Origin of the sequence: Bradyrhizobium sp. S3.12.5 (genome assembly GCF_040548225.1) — a bacterium.
Classification (GTDB): Bacteria; Pseudomonadota; Alphaproteobacteria; order Rhizobiales; family Xanthobacteraceae; genus Bradyrhizobium; species Bradyrhizobium cytisi.
This window is the reverse complement of the sequence record NZ_JBEPRF010000007.1, coordinates 34,894-58,122: the sequence shown is the minus strand read 5'-3', so window position 1 is coordinate 58,122 and position 23,229 is coordinate 34,894. Positions and strand designations below refer to the sequence as shown.

At 63.3% G+C, this 23,229-nt stretch carries 21 protein-coding genes and 1 pseudogene; 8 read left to right on the top strand and 14 right to left on the bottom strand.

What is annotated here, in order from left to right; genetic code table 11:
- Positions 1-46: 46 nt before the first annotated feature.
- The 3 genes from pdxH to ABIC09_RS11750 are packed head-to-tail and all read left to right on the top strand — an operon-like array spanning position 47 to position 2,274.
- The gene (gene pdxH / locus ABIC09_RS11760; protein ID WP_354086242.1) at positions 47-688 is read left to right on the top strand and encodes a pyridoxamine 5'-phosphate oxidase; all 642 of its coding nucleotides are present in this window, start codon (positions 47-49) and stop codon (positions 686-688) included.
- Positions 689-738: 50 nt separating this feature from the next.
- Positions 739-1,491, top strand: coding sequence for an SDR family NAD(P)-dependent oxidoreductase (locus tag ABIC09_RS11755; RefSeq protein WP_148752594.1), 753 nt, complete (start codon positions 739-741; stop codon positions 1,489-1,491).
- Between the two features lie 12 nt (positions 1,492-1,503).
- Positions 1,504-2,274, top strand: coding sequence for a class I SAM-dependent methyltransferase (locus ABIC09_RS11750; RefSeq protein WP_354109350.1), 771 nt, complete (start codon positions 1,504-1,506; stop codon positions 2,272-2,274).
- An 83-nt stretch (positions 2,275-2,357) separates the two neighbouring features.
- On the opposite strand, the gene ABIC09_RS11745 is transcribed toward ABIC09_RS11750, so the two are convergent.
- Complete coding sequence (locus ABIC09_RS11745) at positions 2,358-2,579, bottom strand: hypothetical protein (RefSeq protein ID WP_148752596.1); 222 nt, start codon at positions 2,577-2,579, stop codon at positions 2,358-2,360.
- 206 nt (positions 2,580-2,785) lie between these two features.
- A complete protein-coding gene (locus tag ABIC09_RS11740) occupies positions 2,786-3,763 on the bottom strand; it encodes a magnesium transporter CorA family protein (RefSeq protein WP_148752597.1) in 978 nt (325 codons plus the stop codon).
- Positions 3,764-4,098: 335 nt separating this feature from the next.
- Between ABIC09_RS11740 and ABIC09_RS11735 the strand changes: the two genes are divergently transcribed.
- Positions 4,099-4,779: a L,D-transpeptidase gene (locus tag ABIC09_RS11735; protein WP_148752598.1), complete on the top strand. Its 681-nt coding sequence runs from the start codon at positions 4,099-4,101 to the stop codon at positions 4,777-4,779.
- 41 nt (positions 4,780-4,820) lie between these two features.
- On the opposite strand, the gene ABIC09_RS11730 is transcribed toward ABIC09_RS11735, so the two are convergent.
- Positions 4,821-5,906, bottom strand: coding sequence for an extensin family protein (locus tag ABIC09_RS11730; protein ID WP_354109349.1), 1,086 nt, complete (start codon positions 5,904-5,906; stop codon positions 4,821-4,823).
- A 65-nt stretch (positions 5,907-5,971) separates the two neighbouring features.
- Here ABIC09_RS11730 and ABIC09_RS11725 point away from each other — a divergent pair, with 65 nt between their 5' ends.
- Both ABIC09_RS11725 and ABIC09_RS11720 read left to right on the top strand, forming a co-directional pair.
- A complete protein-coding gene (locus ABIC09_RS11725) occupies positions 5,972-7,600 on the top strand; it encodes a fatty-acid--CoA ligase (protein WP_148752600.1) in 1,629 nt (542 codons plus the stop codon).
- A gap of 203 nt (positions 7,601-7,803) precedes the next feature.
- A complete protein-coding gene (locus tag ABIC09_RS11720; protein ID WP_354109348.1) occupies positions 7,804-8,658 on the top strand; it encodes a DUF1499 domain-containing protein in 855 nt (284 codons plus the stop codon).
- A 74-nt stretch (positions 8,659-8,732) separates the two neighbouring features.
- Here ABIC09_RS11720 and ABIC09_RS11715 read toward each other — a convergent pair whose 3' ends face one another.
- From ABIC09_RS11715 to ABIC09_RS11700, 4 genes are all read right to left on the bottom strand, one after another.
- The gene (locus tag ABIC09_RS11715; protein ID WP_354086238.1) at positions 8,733-9,650 is read right to left on the bottom strand and encodes an MBL fold metallo-hydrolase; all 918 of its coding nucleotides are present in this window, start codon (positions 9,648-9,650) and stop codon (positions 8,733-8,735) included.
- Between the two features lie 165 nt (positions 9,651-9,815).
- The gene (locus ABIC09_RS11710; protein WP_148752603.1) at positions 9,816-11,030 is read right to left on the bottom strand and encodes an acyl-CoA dehydrogenase; all 1,215 of its coding nucleotides are present in this window, start codon (positions 11,028-11,030) and stop codon (positions 9,816-9,818) included.
- A 139-nt stretch (positions 11,031-11,169) separates the two neighbouring features.
- Positions 11,170-12,246, bottom strand: coding sequence for a 3,4-dihydroxy-2-butanone-4-phosphate synthase (gene ribB / locus ABIC09_RS11705; RefSeq protein WP_354109347.1), 1,077 nt, complete (start codon positions 12,244-12,246; stop codon positions 11,170-11,172).
- Positions 12,247-12,429: 183 nt separating this feature from the next.
- Positions 12,430-14,160, bottom strand: a complete 1,731-nt coding sequence (locus ABIC09_RS11700) for a cation:proton antiporter domain-containing protein (protein WP_354109346.1) — start codon at positions 14,158-14,160, stop codon at positions 12,430-12,432.
- Positions 14,161-14,227: 67 nt separating this feature from the next.
- Between ABIC09_RS11700 and ABIC09_RS11695 the strand changes: the two genes are divergently transcribed.
- Together ABIC09_RS11695 and ABIC09_RS11690 are read left to right on the top strand one after the other, a co-directional pair.
- Entirely contained in the window at positions 14,228-14,755 is a 528-nt protein-coding gene (locus tag ABIC09_RS11695) for a DUF3124 domain-containing protein (RefSeq protein WP_354109345.1), read from the top strand.
- A 251-nt stretch (positions 14,756-15,006) separates the two neighbouring features.
- Positions 15,007-16,239, top strand: a complete 1,233-nt coding sequence (locus ABIC09_RS11690; protein ID WP_354109344.1) for an aminotransferase-like domain-containing protein — start codon at positions 15,007-15,009, stop codon at positions 16,237-16,239.
- 142 nt (positions 16,240-16,381) lie between these two features.
- On the opposite strand, the pseudogene ABIC09_RS11685 reads toward ABIC09_RS11690, so the two are convergent.
- From ABIC09_RS11685 to ABIC09_RS11655, 7 genes and pseudogenes are all read right to left on the bottom strand, one after another.
- Positions 16,382-16,687 (bottom strand): annotated as a pseudogene (locus tag ABIC09_RS11685) (aldo/keto reductase); the annotation flags it as partial.
- 123 nt (positions 16,688-16,810) lie between these two features.
- A complete protein-coding gene (locus ABIC09_RS11680; RefSeq protein WP_148752608.1) occupies positions 16,811-17,917 on the bottom strand; it encodes a hypothetical protein in 1,107 nt (368 codons plus the stop codon).
- A 209-nt stretch (positions 17,918-18,126) separates the two neighbouring features.
- Positions 18,127-18,945, bottom strand: a complete 819-nt coding sequence (locus ABIC09_RS11675) for an aldo/keto reductase (protein ID WP_354109343.1) — start codon at positions 18,943-18,945, stop codon at positions 18,127-18,129.
- A gap of 263 nt (positions 18,946-19,208) precedes the next feature.
- Complete coding sequence (locus ABIC09_RS11670) at positions 19,209-20,774, bottom strand: alkaline phosphatase D family protein (protein WP_354109342.1); 1,566 nt, start codon at positions 20,772-20,774, stop codon at positions 19,209-19,211.
- Between the two features lie 118 nt (positions 20,775-20,892).
- Complete coding sequence (locus ABIC09_RS11665) at positions 20,893-21,312, bottom strand: hypothetical protein (RefSeq protein ID WP_148754567.1); 420 nt, start codon at positions 21,310-21,312, stop codon at positions 20,893-20,895.
- A 108-nt stretch (positions 21,313-21,420) separates the two neighbouring features.
- The gene (locus ABIC09_RS11660; RefSeq protein WP_354109341.1) at positions 21,421-22,422 is read right to left on the bottom strand and encodes an NAD(P)H-dependent flavin oxidoreductase; all 1,002 of its coding nucleotides are present in this window, start codon (positions 22,420-22,422) and stop codon (positions 21,421-21,423) included.
- Positions 22,423-22,491: 69 nt separating this feature from the next.
- On the bottom strand, positions 22,492-23,229 hold the full coding sequence (locus tag ABIC09_RS11655) for an SDR family oxidoreductase (RefSeq protein WP_354109340.1): 738 nt from the start codon (positions 23,227-23,229) through the stop codon (positions 22,492-22,494).

Sequence of the window (23,229 nt, the reverse complement as noted above, 5' to 3'; positions counted from 1 at the left end):
GACAACAGCGCGCTTTGGGCCGCGGGACGCAATTCGGACTCCAGACATGACCGACACGACCTCGATGAAACACCAGACACCCTTAACATCCGGTGATTTCACCGCCGCCGACGAGCCTTTTGCGCTGTTCGAGGCCTGGCTGAACGAGGCGATCAAGAGCGAGCCGAACGATCCGAACGCCATGGCGCTCGCAACCGTCGATCCCGACGGCCTGCCCGACGTGCGCATGGTGCTGATGAAGGGCTTCGATACCGAAGGTTTTGTCTTCTACAGTCACATCGCAAGCCAAAAAGGCCGCGAACTCGCCGCAAATCCTAAGGCGGCTTTACTTTTTCACTGGAAGTCGCTGCGCCGTCAGGTCCGCATCCGCGGCAACGTGACGCCGGTGACCGATGCCGAGGCCGACGCCTATTTCGCGACGCGACCGAAGCAGGCGCAGATCGGCGCCTGGGCCAGCAAGCAGTCGCAAGAGCTGGAGAGCCGCTTCGCCTTCGAGCGGGCCATCGCCACGGTTGCCGCCAAGCATGTCATCGGCGAAGTGCCGCGGCCACCGGGTTGGAGCGGCTGGCGCGTCACGCCGGTGCGCATCGAGTTCTGGCACGATCGCCCATTCCGTCTGCATGACCGCATCGAATTTCGCCGTGACGCGGCCGGCCAGAAGTGGTCCAAGACGCGGATGTATCCTTGAGCCTTGTCTCGAATCTTGTCTCGAATCTTGGGCCGACCTGAAAGATGTCCATGCCGCATTCGTCCAATGCGCCACGCCGCACGCTGCTTCTGACCGGAGCTAGCCGCGGTATCGGCCACGCCACCGTGATCCGCTTCTCGTCGGCGGGATGGCGCGTCATCACCTGCTCGCGGCATCCCTTCCCCGAAGATTGCCCGTGGGATGCGGGCCCCGAGGACCACATCCAGGTCGATCTCGGCAATCCCCAGGACACCACGCGCGCGATCTCCGACATCCGCGACCGCCTCGAGGGCGGCATGCTCCACGCGCTGGTCAACAACGCCGCGATCTCGCCCAAAGGTCCAGGCGGCTCCAGGCTCGGTTCGGTCGACACCGACCTCGACACCTGGACGCACGTCTTCCACGTCAACTTCTTCGCGCCGATCATGATCGCGCGGGGCTTGATCGACGAATTGAAGGCGGCCAAGGGCTCGGTCGTGAACGTCACCTCGATCGCGGGCTCGCGCGTGCATCCCTTCGCGGGCGCTGCGTACGCGACCTCCAAGGCCGCACTCGCGTCCCTGACGCGCGAGATGGCCTCGGACTTCGGCCGCGTCGGCGTGCGCGTCAACGCGATCGCGCCGGGCGAGATCGACACCTCGATCCTGTCGCCGGGCACCGAGAAGATCGTCGAGCAGCAGATTCCGATGCATCGCCTCGGCACACCGGACGAGGTCGCCAAGATCATCTACGTGCTGTGCACGGAGACCAGTTCTTACGTCAACGGCGCCGAGATCCACATCAACGGCGGCCAGCACGTCTAGGCCGGGTAACGCATGGGCCGGTTTGCGAGCACGGCGCCAACTTACGAGCACTTGCGGCCGCCCTACCCGGGCGCGTTCTTTCGCAGCGTCGCGCAGAAGCTCGGCCTCTCCGAACGATGCGCCTTAATCGATCTGGGCACCGGCCCCGGGTTGCTCGCGCTGGGCTTCGCACCCTATGTCGGCCGTATCGTCGGCGTCGACCCTGAAATCGCGATGCTCGAGGCTGCGCGACAAGCGGCGGCGCGCGCAGGGCAAGAGCTCACGCTGATCGCAGGCAAGGCCGAGACGCTCGCCTCCGAGATCGGCACGTTCGACATCGTCACGATCGGCCGCGCCCTACATTGGATGGATCGCAACGCGACGCTCGCGCGGCTCGATGGACTGGTCGCGCGCGACGGCGCGATCCTGATATGCGCCTCGTTCTCGGTCACCGACGGCCGCAACCCATGGCTTGATGGCTACAACGAGATCCGCCGCCGCTGGTCACCCGCGAATCTCTGGGAGGCAGCCGGCCGGGGCACGCGGACCCATCGCGACCTTCCCGCGTTCTTCCGCGGCAGCGCTTTTGCACCCACCGAGCTCGTCACGGTCGAGACCCACCACATGGTCAGCATGCAGGACCTGGCGCAACGCACCCTCACCTATTCGTCGTCCTCTCCGGAAGCGTTGGGCGACAACGTCGAAGCGATGTTGCACGACGTCGAGAGCCATCTGGCATCGTTCAGCCGCGACGGCGCGATCGCCGAGACCATCGTCTCGACGGCGCAAATCGTGAAGCGCTAGATGATTTGCCGCGAAAGGCGGGAAGCCAGGCGATCCAGACAACGCCGCCGCAAGACTGGATCGCCCGCCCTTCCTTCCACTCCTCAATCCAGGCGAATCCGACGCGACCGTTCGCGCAGCCGCGGAGCGGCGGCTGCGTTGAATGCGGTCGAGCAATCGTCATCGTTCTCGCCATCGAGCAGCGGAGCACCACAGTGCCGGCACATGCGTGCCGACAACGACGGCGCCTTGCCGCTCGCCACGGCCTGACGATAGCTCGTCAGGTCGATGACGTTGCGGGGCGTCGTTATCTGTTTTTCAACCATGGCTGTTCCTCGCGGCTAACCCGTTGCTTATCGCAGACAAGTTTCGCGCAAACGTTCAGCCCACTGCTCAAATTTTACCGGAGGAATTGGGGCACAGCACACGCATCACCGCATAGCCGCAATGACGCTCTATTCTGCGACACCATCAGCCCTGTCTCTACGACCGGCGTAAGGTCTCGGTCACTATTTTCGGAGCGCAGGCCGGCTCAGAGCCACTTCTTCCACTTGAAGATCCAGTACGGAACGATCGCTGCGAACAGCATCAGCACCAGCGCAAACGGATAGCCGTGCGTCCATTCAAGTTCCGGCATCGACTTGAAGTTCATGCCGTAGATCGAGGCGATCAGCGTCGGCGGCATCAGGACAACGGCCATGACCGAAAACAGCTTGATGATGTTGTTCTGCTCGAGATTGACGACACCGAGCATGGCGTCGAGCACGAAGGTGATCTTGCTGGAAAGATACGAGGCGTGGTCGGTCAACGAGACGACGTCGCGCTGCATGGTCTTGAGCTGCTCGCGCATGTCCTTTGACCATTTCACGCCCTCCACCACCGCGGACAGGAACGTGACGACGCGGCCGATCGACACCAGGCTCTCGCGAACCTTGGAGGTCAAATCGCCCTTGCGGCCGATCGAGATCAGGATCTGCGAATATTGCTTGGCGTGGCCGTGACGCTCGCTCTCGGGCTCGAAGATGTCGTGCGAGACCTGGTCGATCTCGGCGCCGCAGCGTTCCAGAATGTCGGCGCAGCGGTCGATGACGGCATCCAGCAGTTCCATCAGCACCATCTCGCCGGTGATCCCCGGGGTGCAGGACCGCGCCAGCTTGGCCTCGACCAGGGCGAACGGCTTGGGCTGGTCGTAGCGCACCGTGACCAGGCGATGGTCGCCGAGGATGAAGGTCACTGCCGTGGTCCGGGGCATGTCGGTATCGGAGTGGCACATCAGCGTCGCGGTCATGTAGCGGGCGCTGTTCTCGATATAGAGGCGGCTGGAGATCTCGATCTCCTGCATGTCCTCCCGGGTGGGGATCGCGATCCCGGACAGCTTCTCGACGGCCTTGTCCTCGGCTGCGGTCGGATTGACCAGATCGATCCACACCGCGTGCTCCGGTACCGCCGCGAGGTCATCGACAACGGCCTTCTTCAGGGAGGAGTCGGTCGGAACGAACACAGAAAACATCAACAACTCCAGCGAAGCCCTGCGACAGATTGACGGCGCTTAGCGCGATTCTGACAAGTTCATGATGACAAGCACATTAACGGAGCGTTTGCATTTGTGGCGCCGACGCGGCTCAACCGTGGCACGGAATCGACAATTCGGCATTTCCTGCCCAAAAACCGGCCCAAGGGCGCAAAACTTGCGGCAAAAAAGCCACAGGTTGGGTCTCGCAGCGCGAGAAAAGCCCCTAAACGCTGGAATTGTGGCAGATTTCAACGATAATGAAATCAACGGAGTCGAAGGCCTTGGGTACTACGCTCAGGACCTGCGCGGTATTGTTCGATTGGAACCAAACCATGTCGTCGCTGAGAGTTATGTTGGGAATTTTGGCTGCCGGCTTCATGCTATCGGGCTGCATGCAGGCCACGCATTTCGAAGCCACCAACACGCAGAATTTCAAGCCGAAGGACAAGGAACTCCTCGCCAAGATCCGGTACGAGAATACGCCGGTGGCAGAGCCGTTCCGTCGCGCCATCGTCGACTATCACCGCAAGGAGTCGCCGGGCTCGATCGTGGTCGATTCCGACAACCATTACCTCTATTACGTGATGGATGGCGGCAAGGCGATCCGCTACGGCATCACCGTCGGCGAAGAGGCCATGGCTTGGTCCGGCATCGCCAAGGTCGGCAGCATGACGGAATGGCCGGCCTGGCACCCGACGCCCGGCGAGATCTCGCGCCTTGGCGTACCGACCTTCGTCGCTCCGGGCCCGGACAATCCGATGGGCTCGCGCGCCATGTACCTCTACTCGGGTGGTAAGGACACGCTGTTCCGCATTCACGGCACCAACCAGCCTGAATATATCGGCGCTTCGATCTCGTCGGGCTGTATCCGCCTGACCAACGAGGACGCAATCGACCTCTACAGCCGCGTCAAGATCGGCACCATCGTCGTGGTGCTCGAGCCGAAGCACGGCGACTCGCCGTACAACTCGCGGCTCGCGCTCCAGGGCGGCGGTTATCAGACCAGCAACTAATTGATCTCCGCGTGATCTGAAGGTTTTGAAAAGCGCCAGTTTTACCGGCGCTTTTTCGTTGCCGGCTTGCTCTTGCCGGAGCCGGCTGCCGGCTTGTCCGGCGGCGCGGCAGGTTTCGCGCTCTCCTGATCGTCAGCCTCATCCTTCGCTCCGTCCTTTGCACCATCCTTGGTGGCTGCGACCTCGCGGGGCGGCGCCTCCTCTGGACGCTCGGCGGGCAGCTGGGGCGCGACCTGGGGCAAGGGGTCCCAGACGTTCCACTGGCAGATTCGGTAGTCGTTGCGCCGCTGCGTGAGATCGAGGTGGATGTGGTCCTCGTGGTACCAGTCCGAGCCCGGGCCGAGCACCGTGGAAAAGCGCGAGCAGACCGAATGCAGCACGCGCTCGCGCACGTCGCGCGACAGCGTGCGGTCGGTCAGGCCGATCGACTGGCCGTTGGCAAGCTTGAGCGAGCGCACGTCGAGCGCGTTGGCCTTGCCGTGCTCGGACAGCATAGCGCCGACGATGCGGTTGCGACCGCGGCACTCAAAACTGTCGAAATTGTCGAGGTCGGTGATGGTCGAGCCGAGGCTCGCGGCCAGCGGCACCATGTCGGCGCGGACCCAATCGGCGATCGCTGATGCCATGGTGCAGCGGAGGATTGCCGCCGGCTTGACTGCGACCTTGCGCTTGTCCGGCAGCACGATCGCTTCCAGCCGCACCAGATCCTCGCCGCCGCAGGCGCCGGGGCCATGGATATCGGGAATGGACGGCGCGACCGCGATCTCCTCGGTCAGCGCAATACGGCAGGCCGAGAGCTGCTTCTCGGGCGGCGGCGCGGCCTCGGCCGGTTTGCCCGGTTTATCCGGGGAAGGCTTGCCGTCGGCCTCCGGCGCGGCCTCGTCCGTCGCTTTGGGTGCCTCCGCGGGACGAGGCTTTGGTAGCGGTATCTTGGCGGAATGGACGCTCCGGCGCGGCCGAGGTGTACCAAAACCAAAGATATCGAGCGGCGCAGCATAGTTTCGCGCCTCCGCCCGATCCGCGAGCACAAGCGTTAGCCCGAGCGCGGCGGTAACCATTGCCGCGCGGGCGGACATATTGCCGCGACAAGACCATTTGCGGCGAAAGTCCGGCAGGCTAAAACTCATGACAATTCTTTGGCCCTGCGCTGAGAGCGAAAACGCGCCCAGCGACTTCTCGGAGGAACGCCTGAATGCTCGGCTTGATGCAAGATTGGCCCCTGCTCTGCCACCGGATCATCGAACACGCCGCCAGGATTCATGGCAAGCAGGAGGTCGTAACGCGATCGGTCGAGGGACCGATCCATCGCACCACCTACGCCGAAATCCACAAGCGCGCGCTCAAGGTCTCGCAGGTGCTGGAGCGCGACGGCATCAAGCTCGGCGACCGCGTCGCCACGATCGCCTGGAACACCTGGCGCCACCTCGAGGTCTGGTACGGCATCATGGGCATCGGCGCCATCTGCCATACCGTCAATCCCCGGCTTTTCCCCGAGCAGATCGCCTGGATCATCAACCATGCGCAGGATCGCATCGTGATGGTCGACCTCACCTTTGTGCCGGTCGTCGAGAAGCTCGCCGACAAGCTGCCGAGCGTCGAGCGCTACGTTATCCTCACCGACAAGGCGCATATGCCGCAGACCACGTTGAAGAACGTCGTGGCCTACGAGGACTGGATCGCCGAGGCCGACGGCAAATTCAAATGGAAGGACTTTGACGAGAACACGGCGGCCGCAATGTGTTACACGTCTGGCACGACCGGCGATCCGAAGGGCGTGCTGTATTCGCATCGTTCCAACGTGCTGCACGCGCTGATGGCCAACAATGTCGACGCGCTCGGCACCAGTGCCTCTGAGACGATGCTGCCGGTGGTTCCGCTGTTCCATGCCAACAGCTGGGGCATCGCCTTCTCCGCACCCTCGCAGGGCACCAAGCTGGTGATGCCCGGGCCCAAGCTCGACGGCGCCTCGGTCTACGAGCTGCTCTCCACCGAGAAGGTGACGCACACCGCCGGCGTGCCGACGGTGTGGCTGATGCTGCTCCAGCACATGACCGCCAATAATCTGAAGCTGCCGGACCTGAAGATGGTGATCTGCGGCGGCTCGGCGATGCCGCGCTCGATGATCAAGGCCTTCCTCGACATGGGCTCGAACGTCCGTCACGCCTGGGGCATGACCGAGATGAGCCCGATCGGCAGCGTCTCGGCGCTGAAGCCACCGTTCCACAACGCGATCGGCGATGCGCGGCTCGACGTGCTTCAGATGCAGGGCTATGCGCCCTTCGCGGTCGAAATGAAGATCACCGATGATGCCGGCAAGGAACTGCCTTGGGACGGCAAGACCTTTGGCCGCCTCAAAGTCTCGGGCCCGGCGGTGGCCAAGGCCTACTTCCGTCTCGATGCCAACATCCTCGACGAGGAAGGCTTCTTCGACACCGGCGACGTCGCGACCATCGACGAGGGCGGCTATATGCGGATCACCGACCGTTCCAAGGACGTGATCAAGTCCGGCGGCGAGTGGATCTCCTCGATCGACCTCGAGAACCTCGCGGTCGGCCACCCGGCCGTGGCGGAGGCTGCGGTGATCGGCGTCTTCCACCCCAAATGGGACGAGCGGCCGCTGCTGATCGTGCAGCTCAAGCAGGGCCAGCAGGCCACGCGTGACGACATCCTGAAGTACATGGACGGCAAGATCGCCAAATGGTGGATGCCGGACGACGTCGCGTTCGTCGACGGCATCCCGCATACCGCGACCGGCAAGATCCTGAAGACCGCGCTGCGCGACCAGTTCAAGGACTATCGCTTCCCGAACGCGGCGGCGTAAATCGCGATCACCGTCATGCCCGGGCTTTTCCCCGGGCGTCGACGTCCAGGCGGCAAGAAAGGCGTGGATGGTCGGGTCAAGCCCGGGCACGACCATGCAAGAGCCTGCGGAACTCTTGAATTTGCCACCGGGCCGTGGTCTCAACGGCTCGACGTCGCGCCAAATCGGCCGGCAAGCCCCAAGACCCCGGCAGAGCTCACCCGATGGCCCGCAGGTTTTCCGCTCCCTATCAGTCGGAGCCCGTGTCCAGCCTCGCGAGCTGGGCGCGCAATCTGGCCGTGTTCGCGGTGGTGACGGTGGTGGTGTCGACCATCATCGTCCGTTTCGACTTCCTGGAGATGAAGCCGGCGCTGGCCACGTTCTTCGGCGGCCTCGCGATTGCCGGGCTTTCCATCCTGTTCGGCCTCGCCGGCTTTGCCGCGATCTGGCAGAACGGCTCGCGCGGCATGGCGCGCATCCTGCTCGCCTTCCTGATCGACGGGGCGATCCTCGCCTATCCCGCGTATCAAGCTCTGCTGTACCGCAAGCTGCCGCCGATCCACGACATCACCACCGACCCGATCGACCCGCCGCGCTTCGACGCGCTGTCGCGCCTGCGCACCGGCGACGGCACCAACACCGCCGTTTATGCCGGTCTCTATTCGGCCGAGCAGCAGCGCCAGTTCTATCCCGACATCGAGCCGATCGAGCTCGAGATCCCCGTTGACCGCGCCTATGCGATCGCGCGCCAGCTCGTCATCAAGCGCAAATGGACCGTCATCGACGAACGCGAGCCGCAGCCACCGCGCCGCATGGGCCGCATCGAGGCGGTGGCGCGCACGCCGATCATGGGCTTTCGCGAGGACGTCTCGATCAGGGTCGTGCCTGACGGCGACGATTCACGCGTCGATATCCGCTCCGCCTCGCGCTATTTCGAGAGCGATCTCGGCAGCAACGCCGCGCGCGTGACGAAATTCATCGACGACCTCAACACCGCAGCCGACGCCGACGCGCTGAAGCCGGTGAAGAAGACCCCGGTCGTGCCGCCGAAGGCGCCCGCAAAGACGGTGAAGAAGTGAGATCGGCGAATGGGGAGTAGCGAATAGCGAATGGGACGGCTGCCTATTCGCTACTCGCTATTCGCTATTCGCCCTTAGGCCATCCGATACGTCCCGCCGATCACGGGATCGCCGTCCGTCGCGACAATGCCGCGTGCGACGAGGTCCTCCAGATGCGCCAGCACGGAATAGCCGGCGGCCGTCGTCAGCCGCGGATCGATGCCGATATAGATCGCGCGCACCATGGTCGGGATATCCGTCTCGCCCTTGGCGAGGCGGTGCAGGATCGAGGCCTCGCGCGCCTTGCGGTGGCGGATCAGGAAACGCACGTAGCGCTGGCCCTCCGGGATCTCCGGACCGTGGCCGGAGAAATACAGATCCTCCTCGCGCGCAGCGAGCCGGTCGAGCGACGCCATGTAGTCGATCATCGAGCCGTCGGGCGGCGCCACGATCGAAGTCGACCAGCCCATGACGTGATCGCCGACGAAGTTGAACTTTCGCTCGGGCCAGGCGAAGGCGAGATGGTTGGCCGTATGGCCGGGCGTCGCCACGGCCTCGAGCCGCCAGCCGGCGCCTTCGACGACGTCACCATGGGCGATCCTGATATCGGGGACGAAGTCGCGATCGGAGCCGGATTCCGGATTGTGCTTCTCGCTCTCGAAGCGCGGACGCGAGGCGCGGTGCGGGCCCTCGGCATAAACCGGCGCGCCGGTTGCCTGCTTGACGCGCGGTGTATTGGGCGAGTGGTCGCGGTGGGTGTGGGTGACGAAGATATGGCTCACCGTCTCGCCGCGCACGGCGTCGAGCAGCGCAGCCGCATGAGCCTCATCGTCGGGACCGGGATCAATGATCGCGACGTTGCCGGTGCCTACGATGTAGCTGACGGTACCGGTGAAGGTGAACGGGCTCGGATTGTTACAGAGCACCCGCCGCACGCCGGGGCGGACTTCCTCGACGACACCGGCTTTAAGCGGAAAGTTGCGGTTGAACGGAACATCGTCGTTGTCGGACATGGCATTTCCTGTACGTACCGCCATACTCTCGTCATACCCCGCGAAAGCGGGGTATCCAGTACGCCGCGGCGCCCGAGGCGAAGGCGAGGTCCCTGGGATACTGGATCGTCCGCTTTCGCGAACGATGACAGCGGAGCAAGGCAACCACCACGGAATACAGGGCGCTCAGAAAAACGCCTGAATGCCCGTGATCGCGCGGCCCAGGATCAGGGCGTGCACGTCGTGGGTGCCCTCGTAGGTGTTGACCGTCTCGAGGTTATGGACATGACGCATCACGTGGTATTCGGCCGAGATACCGTTGCCGCCGTGCATGTCGCGGGCGACGCGAGCGATGTCGAGAGCTTTGCCGCAATTGTTGCGCTTCATGATCGAGATCATCTCGGGCGCGAACTTGCCCTCGTCCATCAGGCGACCGACTCGCAACGAGCCCTGGAGGCCGAGCGCGATCTCAGTTTCCATGTCGGCGAGCTTCTTCTGCACCAGCTGGGTCGCGGCGAGCGGCTTGCCGAACTGCTTGCGGTCGAGCGTGTACTGGCGGGCGCGATGCATGCAGTCCTCCGCGGCGCCGAGCGCGCCCCAGGAGATGCCGTAGCGGGCGCGGTTGAGGCAGCCGAACGGACCCTTCAGGCCGGAGACGTTGGGCAGCAGCGCGCTTTCCGGCACCACGACGCCGTCCATCACGACCTCGCCGGTGATGGAAGCGCGCAAGCTGAGCTTGCTTCCGATCTTCGGCGCAGAGAGGCCCTTCATGCCCTTCTCCAGCACGAAGCCACGGATTTGGTTGTCGTGCTCGGCCGATTTGGCCCAGATCACGAACACGTCGGCGATCGGCGCGTTCGAAATCCACATCTTGCTGCCGGTCAGGCGATAGCCGTCGGAGACCTTCTCGGCGCGGGTCTTCATGCCGCCGGGGTCGGAGCCGGCATCGGGCTCGGTCAGGCCGAAGCAGCCGACCCACTCGCCGCTGGCGAGCTTCGGCAGGTACTTCTTGCGCTGGTTCTCGTCGCCATAGGCGTAGATCGGGTACATCACCAGGGAGGACTGCACCGAATTCATCGAACGATAGCCGGAATCGACCCGCTCGATCTCGCGCGCGACGAGGCCATAAGCCACGTAGCTCGCGTTGGCGCAGCCATATTCCTCCGGCAGCGTGATGCCGATCAGGCCGAGCTCGCCCATCTCGTTGAATATCTCGCGGTCGGTCGTCTCTTCCAGATAGGCCTTGGTGATGCGCGGCAGCAGCTTGTCCTGGGCGTAGGCGCGGGCGGTGTCACGCACCATGCGCTCGTCTTCGGTCAGCTGCTCATCGAGCAGGAACGGATCGTCCCACTGGAAGGAAGCCGCAGCCGGCTTGTCCTTGGTCTGAGGGCGCACGCTCATGAAACGTCCTTTCGGTCTGGTTCCGTCTAAAAATTGCCGGACAAACTAGTGCGCCGCGGCAACAAGTGCAATTGCGTTGCAGAAATACGGGTCTGCGTGAATCCCGGGGATGCGTGTCGCGCCTGTCGGAATGACAGCGCTAGCTTTCAAGCTGCTCGTTGGCGATGATCTCGATGCCGAAGCCCGAGAGGCCCTTGTAGTCATGCACCGACGAGGTGAGATGACGGATCGAGGTGACGCCGAGATCGCGCAGGATCTGCGCTCCGACGCCGACTTCGCGCCACTGGCGGTTGCGATCGGCCTCAGTCGCGCTCTCATCGGGTAGCGGGGCCACTGGGACGCCGGCCGCGCCGTCGCGCAGATAAACCAGCACGCCGCGGCCGGACTTCTTGAAGTGCTCGAGCACGGCCGCCATGCGCTTGTGGCCGGTAAAGGTGTCCTTGACGATGTTCGGCTTATGAAAGCGCGTCAGCACGTTCTTGCCATCGCCGACGCCATTGTAGACGAAGGCGACATGGGCGATGGAATCGAACGGCGAGCGGTAGGCATAGCCCTGGAGCGGCCCGATCGGGCTTTCGGTGGTGAAGGTCGAGACCCGTTCGATCAGCTTTTCGCGCGCCTGGCGATAGGCGATCATGTCGGCAATGGTGACGTGCTTCAGCTTGTGCTGGGCGGCGAAGCGGGCGACCTGTTCGCCCTTCATCACGCTGCCGTCGTCGTTCATCAATTCGCTGATGACGCCGACCGGCGGCAGGCCCGAGAGCTTGCAGAGATCGACCGCGGCCTCGGTATGGCCGGAGCGCAGCAGCACGCCACCATCCTTGGCGATCAGCGGGAAGATGTGGCCCGGACGAGCGAAGTCGTTGGCTCCGGCATTGGGATTGGACAGCGCACGACAGCAAGAGGCGCGCTCCTCGGCCGAGATGCCGGTGCCGCCGTCGGGCTTGTAGTCGATCGAGACCGTGAAGGCTGTGGTGTGGGCGGAATCGTTGTGAGCGACCATCGGATCGAGCCGCAGCCGCCGCGCGTCCTCGGTGGTGATTGGCGCGCAGACGATGCCGGAGGTGTGGCGGATGATGAAGGCCATTTTTTCCGCTGTGCAGAACGAGGCGGCGACGATCAGATCGCCCTCGCCCTCACGATCCTCGTCGTCGGTCACGACGACGAGCTCGCCCCGGGCAAAGGCCTGCAAAACTTCCTGAACGGTATCGGGCATGTCCCAATCTCTATCGGTTATGGGCCGGAGGCTTAGCCGGACGCCTTAGCTGGACTTGGGCCCAAGCGCTAGTGTCCTGGATGCAACCGCATATGTCCGGAGGCCAGCCTGCTAACGAGGCTTGCACCGAAGATACCAGGGATATAGGCGCGCCCGGCCCCGACGGAAGACGGGCGGACGCTGTCAGGGTAGCACTTCGCGCCGCTCGCCGAGCCGAGCATCGAGCTCGGCGCGCTTGTCGGCCAACAGGCCGGCCTGGGCCGCCTCGATCACCGTAAACAATTCATGAGCGTCGCTGAGCCGGGTCACGGTGACATAGCTGGCGCCAGCCGCATAGAGCTCGCCGACGTCGGACAGGAGATCGGCGGTGGCGACGATCAGGGCCTTGGGGTTGAGGGTGCGGACGTGGCGAACCAGCTTCTCGTTGCTGGCGCCCTTCAGCAGCGCGTCCGGCACGCTGAGGATAATCATCTCGGACTTGCCGATCCCGGCATGGAGCAGCGTGTCGGCGCTGCTGATGTCGCCATAGATCACGTGCAGGCCGCGCGAAAGCAGGGTCTGGTACACATTGGGGTTGAAGTCGATCACCGTGATCTGCTCCAGCAGCACCGGCGCCTGCCGTTCGATCTCGGCCAGCAGGGCGCTCGCGCTGCGGAAAAAGCCGAGAATGACGATGCGGCGCGCCTCGCCGTGGCCGCCTTCGCCCGCCTCCTCGGCGTGGCCGTTGCCGTGGTCGAGGTCGCGCAAGCCGATCCGCTTGAGCGGGCCGATGGCCCAGCGGGTGATCTCGTCGCTGCGGGTCATGACGAAGGTCGAGAGCACGGCCAGCACCACGAAGGCGAACGAGGCCGCATTCGCCGTCTCGGCTGCGATGTGATTGTCGCCGACGCCAGTCTGGATCACCACCAGCGAGAACTCGGAGATCTGCGCCAGATTGATCGCGGGCAGCAGGCTCGCGCGCAGACCCTGCTTCAGCAGATAGAGCGGCGTGAAGGTGGTGACGAGGCGGCTCACCACCGTGAACGCGGCAATCATCAAGGCCAGCCCGATCACCGAGAGGCCGGGCACGGGAATGGTCATGCCCAGCGCCACGAAGAACAGCGTGATGAAGAAGTCGCGGAGCGTCGTGACCTTGGCCGTGACGTCGAGCGCGTAAGGAAAGGTCGAGAGCGAGACGCCGGCGATCAGCGCGCCCATCTCGCGCGAAAGCGAGAGCTGCTCGGCGGTCTCGGCGACGAGAAAGCACCAGGCCAGGGCCCCGAGCAGGATCAGCTCGGGCCGGCGGGCGATCTGATGGAACAGGCGCGGCAGCACATAGCGGCTGACCAGCAGCGCGGCGGCGACCAGCACTGCGACGCGACCGATCGACAGCAGGATGACGCCGACTTGCAGGTTTGCGAGACTCGGCTGCACCGCCAGGAACAGGATGGCAAAGATATCCTGAAGCACCAGCACGCCAAGCGTGATGCGGCCGGGCAAGGTGTCGAGCTCCCGCTTCTCGTAGAGCACCTTGACGATGATGACGGTTGAGGAGAGCGCGCAGGCAATGCAGAGATAGAGCGCGTCGAAATGTCCGCCGCCGAGCGAGAGCCCGATGCCGGCAAAGAACAGGATGCCGAGCAGGCAGCCGCCGAGAAGCTGGCCGCCGGCCGCGAACAGGATCACCTTGCCCGCCCGCACGATCTTCTTCAGGTCGATCTCGAGCCCGATCATGAACAGCATGAAGATCAGGCCGAGCTCGGAGATGACGCTGATCGATTCCTGCGACTTGACCCAGCCGGCACCGAATGGACCTATGCAGAAGCCGGCGATAAGGTAAGCCAGGATCAGCGGTTGCCGGGAAAAATGGGCGAGCAGGCCCAGCATCCAGGCAAACAGGATACAGAGAGTGATGTCGCGAATGAGCTCGTGCATGCCAGATCGGTCCGTTTTGCCGCACCCTAGAGACCGGCTGCAGCGCGGCAAGCGAGCAATTCGTCACATGCGGGCCAGCCTTGCCACTGCAATGCTGCTATGCCCCCTCGCCTTCGCCGGCCCGGCGGCCGCGCAGCCCAAAGTGAACCTCGAACAGGCCTTCGCCGATTCGTTCACGGCGCTGCCAAAGGAGGAGCTCGCGGTCTCCGGCGGCTTCTACGTGCCGGCCTATTCCAGCGTGGCGATGAGCCAGGGCAAGCTGCGGGTCGATTTTTCGGTGACGCTGAGCGTCCACAACGCCTCCGAGACGCAAGCGCTGGTGGTCCGGCGCATCGCTTATTTCGACACCGCAGGAAAACAGGTCGAGAGCTATCTGAAGGCACCGGTCGCCGTGAAGCCGCTCGCCACCGTCTCGATCTTCATTCCGACCGACGATGTGCGCGGCGGGACCGGGGCCAATTTCATCGTCGACTGGGCCGCCACGGGCGAAATCGCCGAGCCGGTGGTCGAGGCCTTGATGGTTGGCGGCGTCGCCAATGCGCATTACGCTTTCATCAGCCAGGGCCGCCCGACCCGGACCGCCGGCAAGAAGTGAAGCTCGCATCGAGGGCGGCTACGGCCGCCGCTTCGAGTGAGTGCTGCAGATCGAAAAGTTCGAAAACAACCCCATGCACAGTAGCCGGATCTGCAAAATCAAGGGCTTATTGGTCCGCGCGACACATATGCGGATTTTACGAATTTTGTTTGACGCGTCGGGCAAAACACTGGCATGATGACATCATCGAAATCGCGGCGCCCGGTCGGCACCAGGCCAGCCGCCCAATAAAAATAACGAGGAACGCTCCCATGACGTCCAGCTTCGATTTCGCGCCCCTGTTCCCCGCAGGGCTGCCGGCGCCCTCTGCGCGCTGGACGGGCCTCGCCAAATACAGCTTTGTCGGCGGCAACAACGATTCCGAGCAGCTGCCGCTCGACGAGCTGATCGAGGCTGCCAATCAGACCCTGCGACGCGAAGGCCGGTCGCTCGCGACTTACGGGCTGGCGCACGGCCCGCAGGGTTACTTGCCCCTGCGCGAATTCCTGGTGACAAAGCTGAAGCGCGATGCCGGCATCAGCTGCACGGTCGACGATCTCATGATCGTCTCCGGCTCGCTCCAGGCGCTCGACCTCGTCAACAACACACTGCTGGCACGCGGCGACACCGTGATTGTCGAGCAGGAAACGTATCAGGGTGCGCTGAACCGCCTGACGCGGCTGGGCGTCAACACCATCGGCATTCCGCTCGACGACGACGGAATGCGCATGGACGCGCTGGCCTCGACGCTGGCCGACCTCAGGGGTCGCGGCATCCGGCCGAAATACATCTACACCATTCCGACCGTGCAGAATCCGACCGGCAGCATCATGCCGGAGACGCGCCGCATCGAGTTGCTGCGGTTGTCGACCGAATATGGCGTGCCTGTCTTCGAGGACGATTGCTATGCCGACCTGGTCTGGTCGGGCCAACGGCCGCCCGCGATCCACGCCTTGAGCAAAAATGGCGGCGTGATCCATATCGGCTCGTTCTCGAAGTCGATCGCGCCGGCATTGCGCGTCGGCTTCATCGTGGCGCCCTGGGATGTGATGTCGCGGATGCTGGCGCTGAAGACCGACGCCGGCTCCGGCGCGCTGGAGCAGATGGTGCTCGCCACCTATTGCCGACCGCATTTTTCGACCCATGTGCCGGCGCTGACGAAAGCGCTGCGCACCAAGCTCGACACGCTGATGGAAGCGCTCAACGAACAGTTCGGGACAGCCGCCGAATTCGAAGAGCCCAAGGGCGGCATCTTCCTGTGGGTGAAGCTGCCCGACCAGGTCGATACGCTCAAGCTCTCACAGGCTGCGCTTGCCGCCGGTGTCTCGATCAATCCGGGGCCGGAATGGTCGACCAACAAGAGCCACTCAGGCTCACGCCTGCGGCTGTGCTTCGCGAGCCCTTCGCATCAGCAGATCCGCGACGGCGTCGCCGTGCTGGCCGAGGTCTGCCGCAAGGAGTTCGGCGTACCGGCCCGCAGCGCCAATGTGGAGAAGCGCGCCTAAAAGATTCGCTCAGGCCGCCAGGCAAGACTGGCGCGCCGACGCCTCCACAACAGCGCTGCGATTAACGATCGTTCTGATCCTGAATATCCATTCAGAATTCTCTGCGTTCGAAAACCTAGCTTCGAAAACCTCGCCGATAAAACTAATCCCAAGCCGGTGCGAAGCCCGGATTGACGCAACGCCTGTCCTTCGGCAACGCTGCGATCTTCTTGCGGTCGGCATCATCCAGCTTGATCTTCAGCGCGTCCAGATTGGCCTGCTGGCTCTCGCGGCGTGACGCCTTCGGGATCGCGGCGACACCATCCTGGTCGAGCAGCCATTTCAGCGCCACTTGCGCAGCGCTCGCGTTGTGCTTCGCGCCAATCTCGGCGAGCACCGGGTCGGATGCAACGCGCCCCTGCGCGAGCGGGCAATAGGCGACCAGCGGGATCGACCTGGCGTCGAGATAGCACGCGTAGATGGGTTGAGCCCTTGCGAAACCCATCATGCTTCGTCAGCGGCGAACGGATTGACGGGTTTCGGTGGCGCTCTACCCATCCTACGGCTTTGCTGATAGGCTAGAAGCGGAAAGTCAGCGGCACACTTCTGCCGTTAGCCTCATTTTTGGCTGGCAACTGCGAGGTCCAACGTTACTTCTTCCGGACTTTTCAGCCGCATGGCGTTGTTCGAATCTGAAATTGAACGCATTTCCGAGATAGCCCATCAAGTCACTATCGCTGTCCGTGAATTTTGGATCGCGGACGCGCATCTTGTTATCCGCGCTGGACTTGGGGGACGCAGAGATCGCGTAAACCATCCCGCGCGTGCAATTGAATGAGCCGATGCTATCAGACTCGGGACCATCGCGGCAGAATAGGTCCGACTGGATATTCCAGTGCAAAACAGCTATCGACCATTTTCCGTCGCGACAAGCGAAGCGGATGACCTTGCCGTCCGGCGAATAGTACGTTCCCTCCTTCGGGCATGCATTCGCCGCCCGATCTTCCGAGAGATTTGTGACGTCATCGGACAGAAATGTGTTCCCTATCAACAACGAGACCGATCGTGGCCCAGAGATCGGGACTTCTTCGGCACCCGGGCCAACTTCATTGATTTCCTTCTCGAAATGTGCGCGGTCCAATTCGATCGGTTTGCTTCGAATAACATTATCGAATAGCGGGAAATCCGTCCGATTGCCTTTGACAATGTCATAGGCAAAATGATCGAACCAAAGATAGATACCGAGCTTGTCACCCTTTTTTGCGCGACCTAGCGAGAGCGGCGACTTCATAATCTTCGGACGCTCACCGCATGACCCAATTTCAAGGCATACTTGATCGTTTTGGAGGCCCCATGATTTAACATCGCAACCCGCCTCCTTGGCCACCCCACATTCGTACATAGTCTTATCGTTCACGAAGTAGTAAATCTTCTCGTTGATTTCGATGCCATTTCTTTTGTCGATTGGGCCTGAGTTTTGTACCAGCACGGAATTGCCGACCAGAAGATGGACAGCATCCTCACCGAACAACTCGACGTATCCGACCCTCCTCAGTTCTGCACTCCTATTCCAGGAAGATTGCTGCCGAGCGGCTGCTGTGCAGATCACCGTGGTGAGCAACGAAAGCGCCAGCGCCCAGCAACAGAAACAGGCCGCTGCAGCGAGCCAACGACCGATCTTCGTTCTTATGATCGACACCAATAGCACTCCACCAGCCTAGACACGCCTTCTCAAGGACTGTCGTTCTACACCAGATTGAGTAATTCAGGTTTATCAACCAGTCACGTTGAAAATTGCACGAATTTTAGCAATGCAAGAAGGTTTGCTTCGGGTCAAAAGCGATCGATGCAGACCGAGCGGGGCGACTTCCGCTTGGCCTCGGAGACTGACGTTTATGAGTACAAGCCCTAGTCCCAGGCCGGCGCGAAGCCGGGATTGACGCAGCGCTTGTCCTTCAGCAGCGCCGCGATCTTCTTGCGGTCGGCATCGTCGAGGGTGATCGTCAGCGCATCGAGATTGGCTTGCTGGCTCTCGCGGCGCGATGCCTTCGGGATCGCGGCGACACCATCCTGGTCGAGCAGCCATTTCAGCGCCACTTGCGCCGCGCTTGCGTTGTGTTTCGCGCCGATCTCGGCGAGCACCGGATCGGATGCAACGCGCCCCTGCGCGAGCGGGCAATAGGCGATAAGCGGTATCGACTTGGCGTTGAGATAGGCCAGCACCTTCGATTGATCCAGCATCGCGTGATATTCGATCTGGTTGCAGGCGATCGGCGCCTTGACGTCCTCGACCGCGACCTTGAGCAGCGCCGTGGTGAAATTGGCGACACCGATCGCTCGCGTGCGCCCCTCCTCCTTCAGCTTCATCAAGGTCTCGAACACCGCGCCCCAGTTCGCCGATTTCGACGGCCAGTGCACGAGATAGAGATCGACGTGGTCGAGCCTCAGTTTCTTCAGGCTGTCATCGAAGGCGCGGCGGATCGCGTCCGGCGCCAGGTTCTCGTGCCAGACTTTTGTCGTGATGTGCAGCTCGCCGCGCGGCACGGAGGCCGCAGCCAGCGCGGCGCCGATGGCTTCCTCGTTGGCATACATCTCGGCGGTGTCGATGTGGCGATAGCCGATCGACAGCGCGCTCTCGACCGCAGCGCGGCAGGCGTCGCCCTGCATGCGGAAGGTGCCGAGGCCGAGCTTGGGCATGCTGATGCCCTGTGTTTTCAGATTGTCCATTGAACAGGCTCCTGAGCATTTCAGCCCGCCGGATGCGCGCGGCGATGCCGCGTGAGCAGTCTCTTCGGTGATGGAAAAGAGGTGGCGGGAGTGGCCCACTGTAGCGCGCAAGGCGGGCGGCAGCCAATCAAGATCGGGTTAGGTGCTTCCTCACCGTCATGCCCGGGCTTGTCCCGGGCATCCACGTTCTTGACACCACAAGGGGAAGGCGTGGATGGCCGGGTCAAGCCCGGCCATGACGACGGTGAGAATGACCCGTCCCTTTACGAATGCTGCGCAACCATAGCCGGGCGCGCCTGCGGCTGCGGCACGAGGTCGACCGACCAGAGATCGCGGTTGTCGACGTCCTTCAAGGTGACAGTCATCACGCCGCTTGTGCCGTCAATGTCGACGCGGCCGAAGAACTGCAGGCCGAAGCAGGGCGCGAGGTTCTCGCCCTGGGTTTCGCTGCACCCGTTCCGGTACATCGCTACGGGGCCAAACGTGTTGTCGAGCTCGCCGGGGCCCCAGGTGCCTGCATGCAGGGGGCCGGAGACGAACTCCCAGAACGGCTCGAAATCGCTGAACTGGGCCTTGTTCGGATCGTAGTAGTGCGCGGCCGTGTAGTGCATGTCGGCGGTGAGCCAGACGATGTTGCGGACACAAGCGCGCTTGATGAATGCAAGCAGATCGGCGATTTCGTGCTCACGCCGGTCGGGCGGCCCGTCGCCGAGCGCGACGGCATCGAGGCTGATCAGCCCGATCGGCAAATCTGCCGCGATCACCTTCCAGGTCGCGCGCGAGGCAGCGAGCTCCCGCTTCAGCCAGGCGAGCTGCTCGGCGCCAAGAATCCAGCCGCGATGATCGTTGCCCTTGTTCCAGGTCTCGTCGCGATAGCTGCGCATGTCGATCATGAAGACGTCGAGCAGCGGGCCGTAGGCGATCTTGCGATAGACCCGGCCCTGGCGCGCGCCGATGTCCCGGATCGGCATGAAGTCGAAGAAGGCGCGGCGAGCACGCGCGACCAGGCGCGGCGTGCGGTCGTCCTCGTAGCCGGCTTCGTCATAGCTGCCGGTGGGCGACCAGTCGTTGGTGACCTCGTGATCGTCCCATTGCGCGAGCATCGGCACTTGCGCATGGAACGCGCGAAAATGCTCGTCGAGATGGTTGTATTTGTAGTTGCCGCGGAACTGCGCCAGCGTGTGCGCGACTTGCGCTTTGTCCTCGGTCACGACGTTGCGCCAGATCTCGCCATTCGGCAGCTTCTGCTCGGACGAAATCGTGCAGTCGGCATAGATGTGATCGCCGGAGTGGATGAAGAAGTCCGGGCGGTTGTCGAGCATGGTGCGATAGCTGCGATAGCCGCCTCGCGCGATATCGATGCCCCAGCCCTGCCCCGCGACATCGCCTGACCACAGGAACGAGATCGACTGCCCCTCGGCCGGCGCAGTGCGGAAATGGCCAACGCGGCTTTCGCCGGCAATGCCGCTCGCGATGTCGTCGAAGCGCACGCGATAGAAGACGTCCTGCCCGGGCGGCAGATCGTCGAGCTGCAGTTTTGCGGTGAAGTCTGCGTCGGGCAGAGCGTCGCGCGAAGCAGACGCGATGATGGTCTTGAAGCTCTCGACCGTCGAGCATTCCACCTGCATTCGAGCAGGCCGATCCGCGCGCGCCCAGATCACGGCAGAGCCGTCCGAGACGTCGCCGGACTGGATGCCGCCCGCGATCTGCGGGCGATCGGCGGCGCGGCTGATGCTCGGCTTTGCGAGCGAGGCGATGGCGAGGCTGGAGCTGGAGCGGACCAGGAACTGTCGCCGGGTCCATGCGCGTGAAGCGCGGAGCGTTGCCATTCAGGAAACCTTCGTCGAATCGCGACGGAAGGTGCCTGCGCTCCTTGACTCCTACCCTTACGGTTTCTTGACTCTGCGCCTACGATTTTACGACGCGGGGATGACGTTCTCGAACTGGTCAGCGCTTCCAGTTGCAGATGCCGCCGGAACGACACGGCCAGGTCTGGATACGCGTGTCCATCGCCTGTGCGTCCAGCGGATTGCCGTGACGATGCGCGAGCTTCGTGCGGGCTGCGCCGCGCGGCTGCGCGCTCTTCGCGTGCGCCACCTTCGGCTCGGAGACGTGCACGCGCTCCGCCGCAACCTTCTTAGGCACGTCGACCGGCTCGGCGCGAGCCTGCGCCTCGGTGCCACCCTTCGCCTCTAGCGCGACTGGAGCAAAATGCGTCTCGGGTCCGAGCCGCTTCGGTGACAGCACGGCCTTGGAGAGGTCAAGGCCAAGGTATTCATCAGGCTTGTAGTCGTCAGCGCGTGCGATGCTGCCCCATGCAAGCACGAGGGCAACGGCAACAGCGAAAGGAACGCTTTTCAGGACCACGGACGCCTCCTGAAATTGATTATTAAAGGAGTAATCTGCGTCTATCTAGGAGGCGCCGCGTGCAATTCCAGCGGTCAACTGCCGCCGTGGTTAAGAAGTTAGGCGATGTCAGGCGACCTTTCGCGTTGCACCCGTCCCGTCCAGGAACCCCATAAGCCGGCTGCGGATGATTTGTTCCGCGTCGGTCATGATGCGATCGACGAGTTCCTTGCAGGTAGGGATGTCGTGGATAAGGCCTGCGACCATGCCACAGCTCCAGGCGCCGGCATCCATCTGCCCGTCCAGCATGACCTTGGGATAGACACCCGCGACCTGGTCGTGGATGTCGTCGATGGTCAGCTTGGCGCCCTTCTCGCGCTCGACCTCGAGCAGGCGGTCGACATTCGCATTCTTCAGCACGCGCTCGGTGTTGCGCAGGGCCCGCATGATCAGGCGGGTGTCGAGCTCGGTCGCCGCGACCAGCGCGTTCTTCACGTTCTGATGGACAGGTGCTTCCTTGGTCGCGATGAAACGCGTGCCCATGTTCATGCCGGCAGCACCCAACGACAGCGCCGCGACGAGGCTGCGTCCATCGGCCATGCCGCCCGAGGCCACAAACGGGATCTTCAACTCCTCCGCCGCGCGCGGCAGCAGTATCATGTTGGGAATGTCGTCCTCGCCGGGATGGCCGCCGCACTCAAACCCGTCGACGCTGACGGCGTCGCAGCCGATCCGCTCGGCCTTCAGCGAGTGGCGCACCGACGTGCATTTGTGGATCACCTTGATGCCTGCCGCCTTCAGCGCCGGCATGTAGGCCTCCGGGCTGCGGCCCGCGGTCTCCACCGCCTTGACGCCGCCCTCGACGATGGCTGCGATGTATTCCGGATAAGGCGGCGCCGAGAAGGCCGGCAGGAAGGTGAGGTTCACGCCGAATGGCTTGTCGGTCATGTCGCGGCAACGCGCGATCTCCTTGGCGAGCAGCTCCGGTGTTTTCTGCGTGAGGCCGGTGATGATGCCGAGCCCGCCGGCATTGGAGACGGCGGCGGCAAGCTCCGCAAAGCCGACGAAATGCATGCCGCCCTGGATGATGGGGTGCTCGATGCCGAACAGTTCGGTGATCGCCGTCCTCACGTACATATCCTCCCGGAATTTTGCTTCAGCTCTGCTTGGGGACAGTCTAGCCGCACTTCTGCGCCGCGGTCACCATTTCTCTCCGAACGGGCGGATCTCCATCTCGAAGGTCCAGGCACTCTTGGGCTGCTGATAGAGCTGCCAATAGGAACCGGCGACCGCCGACGGCGGCATCAGCAGATCGGGATTATCAAGCGCATTCGGCCCGAGCGCCTCGAGCCGGCGCTGCCGCACCCATTCAGTGTCGACACCGGAATCGATGATGAGATGGGCGACGTGAATGTTCTTCGGCCCGAGCTCTCGCGCCATCGCCTGCGCCACCGCACGCAGTCCGAACTTGGCACTGGCAAACGCCGCAAAGCCGCTGCCGCCGCGCAAGGACGCCGTCGCACCGGTGAAGAAGATCTTGCCGCCGCCGCGCGGCAGCATCAGCCGCGCCGCCTCGCGCCCTGCGAGGAAGCCTGAATAGCAGGCCATCTCCCAGACCTTGCGAAACACGCGCTCGGAGGTGTCGAGGATCGGAAAATTGACGTTGGCGCCGACATTGAAGATGCAGACCTCCAGCGGCGCATGCTTGTCGGCATCGTCGAGGAAGGAGATGACCTCCTCCTCCTTGCGCGCATCCAGCGAGCGCGCGTGGATCTCGCCGCCGGCGGCCTCGATGTCCTTCACCAGCGGCGCGAGCTTGTCGCCGTTGCGGCGGCCCGCATAGATCGAAAAGCCTTCGGCGGCGAATTTCTTGGCAATCTCGGAGCCGATGAAATCGCCGGCCCCGATCACGGCCGCGGTCGCGTTTCGCTTGGGCAA

Bases quoted from the DNA above. Each gene is read 5' to 3' on its own strand.
- pdxH (WP_354086242.1), top strand. From the start codon at position 47: ATGACCGACACGACCTCGATGAAACACCAGACACCCTTAACATCCGGT.
- ABIC09_RS11755 (WP_148752594.1), top strand. From the start codon at position 739: ATGCCGCATTCGTCCAATGCGCCACGCCGCACGCTGCTTCTGACCGGA.
- ABIC09_RS11750 (WP_354109350.1), top strand. From the start codon at position 1,504: ATGGGCCGGTTTGCGAGCACGGCGCCAACTTACGAGCACTTGCGGCCG.
- ABIC09_RS11745 (WP_148752596.1), bottom strand. From the start codon at position 2,579: ATGGTTGAAAAACAGATAACGACGCCCCGCAACGTCATCGACCTGACG.
- ABIC09_RS11740 (WP_148752597.1), bottom strand. From the start codon at position 3,763: ATGTTTTCTGTGTTCGTTCCGACCGACTCCTCCCTGAAGAAGGCCGTT.
- ABIC09_RS11735 (WP_148752598.1), top strand. From the start codon at position 4,099: ATGTCGTCGCTGAGAGTTATGTTGGGAATTTTGGCTGCCGGCTTCATG.
- ABIC09_RS11730 (WP_354109349.1), bottom strand. From the start codon at position 5,906: ATGAGTTTTAGCCTGCCGGACTTTCGCCGCAAATGGTCTTGTCGCGGC.
- ABIC09_RS11725 (WP_148752600.1), top strand. From the start codon at position 5,972: ATGCTCGGCTTGATGCAAGATTGGCCCCTGCTCTGCCACCGGATCATC.
- ABIC09_RS11720 (WP_354109348.1), top strand. From the start codon at position 7,804: ATGGCCCGCAGGTTTTCCGCTCCCTATCAGTCGGAGCCCGTGTCCAGC.
- ABIC09_RS11715 (WP_354086238.1), bottom strand. From the start codon at position 9,650: ATGTCCGACAACGACGATGTTCCGTTCAACCGCAACTTTCCGCTTAAA.
- ABIC09_RS11710 (WP_148752603.1), bottom strand. From the start codon at position 11,030: ATGAGCGTGCGCCCTCAGACCAAGGACAAGCCGGCTGCGGCTTCCTTC.
- ribB (WP_354109347.1), bottom strand. From the start codon at position 12,246: ATGCCCGATACCGTTCAGGAAGTTTTGCAGGCCTTTGCCCGGGGCGAG.
- ABIC09_RS11700 (WP_354109346.1), bottom strand. From the start codon at position 14,160: ATGCACGAGCTCATTCGCGACATCACTCTCTGTATCCTGTTTGCCTGG.
- ABIC09_RS11695 (WP_354109345.1), top strand. From the start codon at position 14,228: ATGCGGGCCAGCCTTGCCACTGCAATGCTGCTATGCCCCCTCGCCTTC.
- ABIC09_RS11690 (WP_354109344.1), top strand. From the start codon at position 15,007: ATGACGTCCAGCTTCGATTTCGCGCCCCTGTTCCCCGCAGGGCTGCCG.
- ABIC09_RS11675 (WP_354109343.1), bottom strand. From the start codon at position 18,945: ATGGACAATCTGAAAACACAGGGCATCAGCATGCCCAAGCTCGGCCTC.
- ABIC09_RS11670 (WP_354109342.1), bottom strand. From the start codon at position 20,774: ATGGCAACGCTCCGCGCTTCACGCGCATGGACCCGGCGACAGTTCCTG.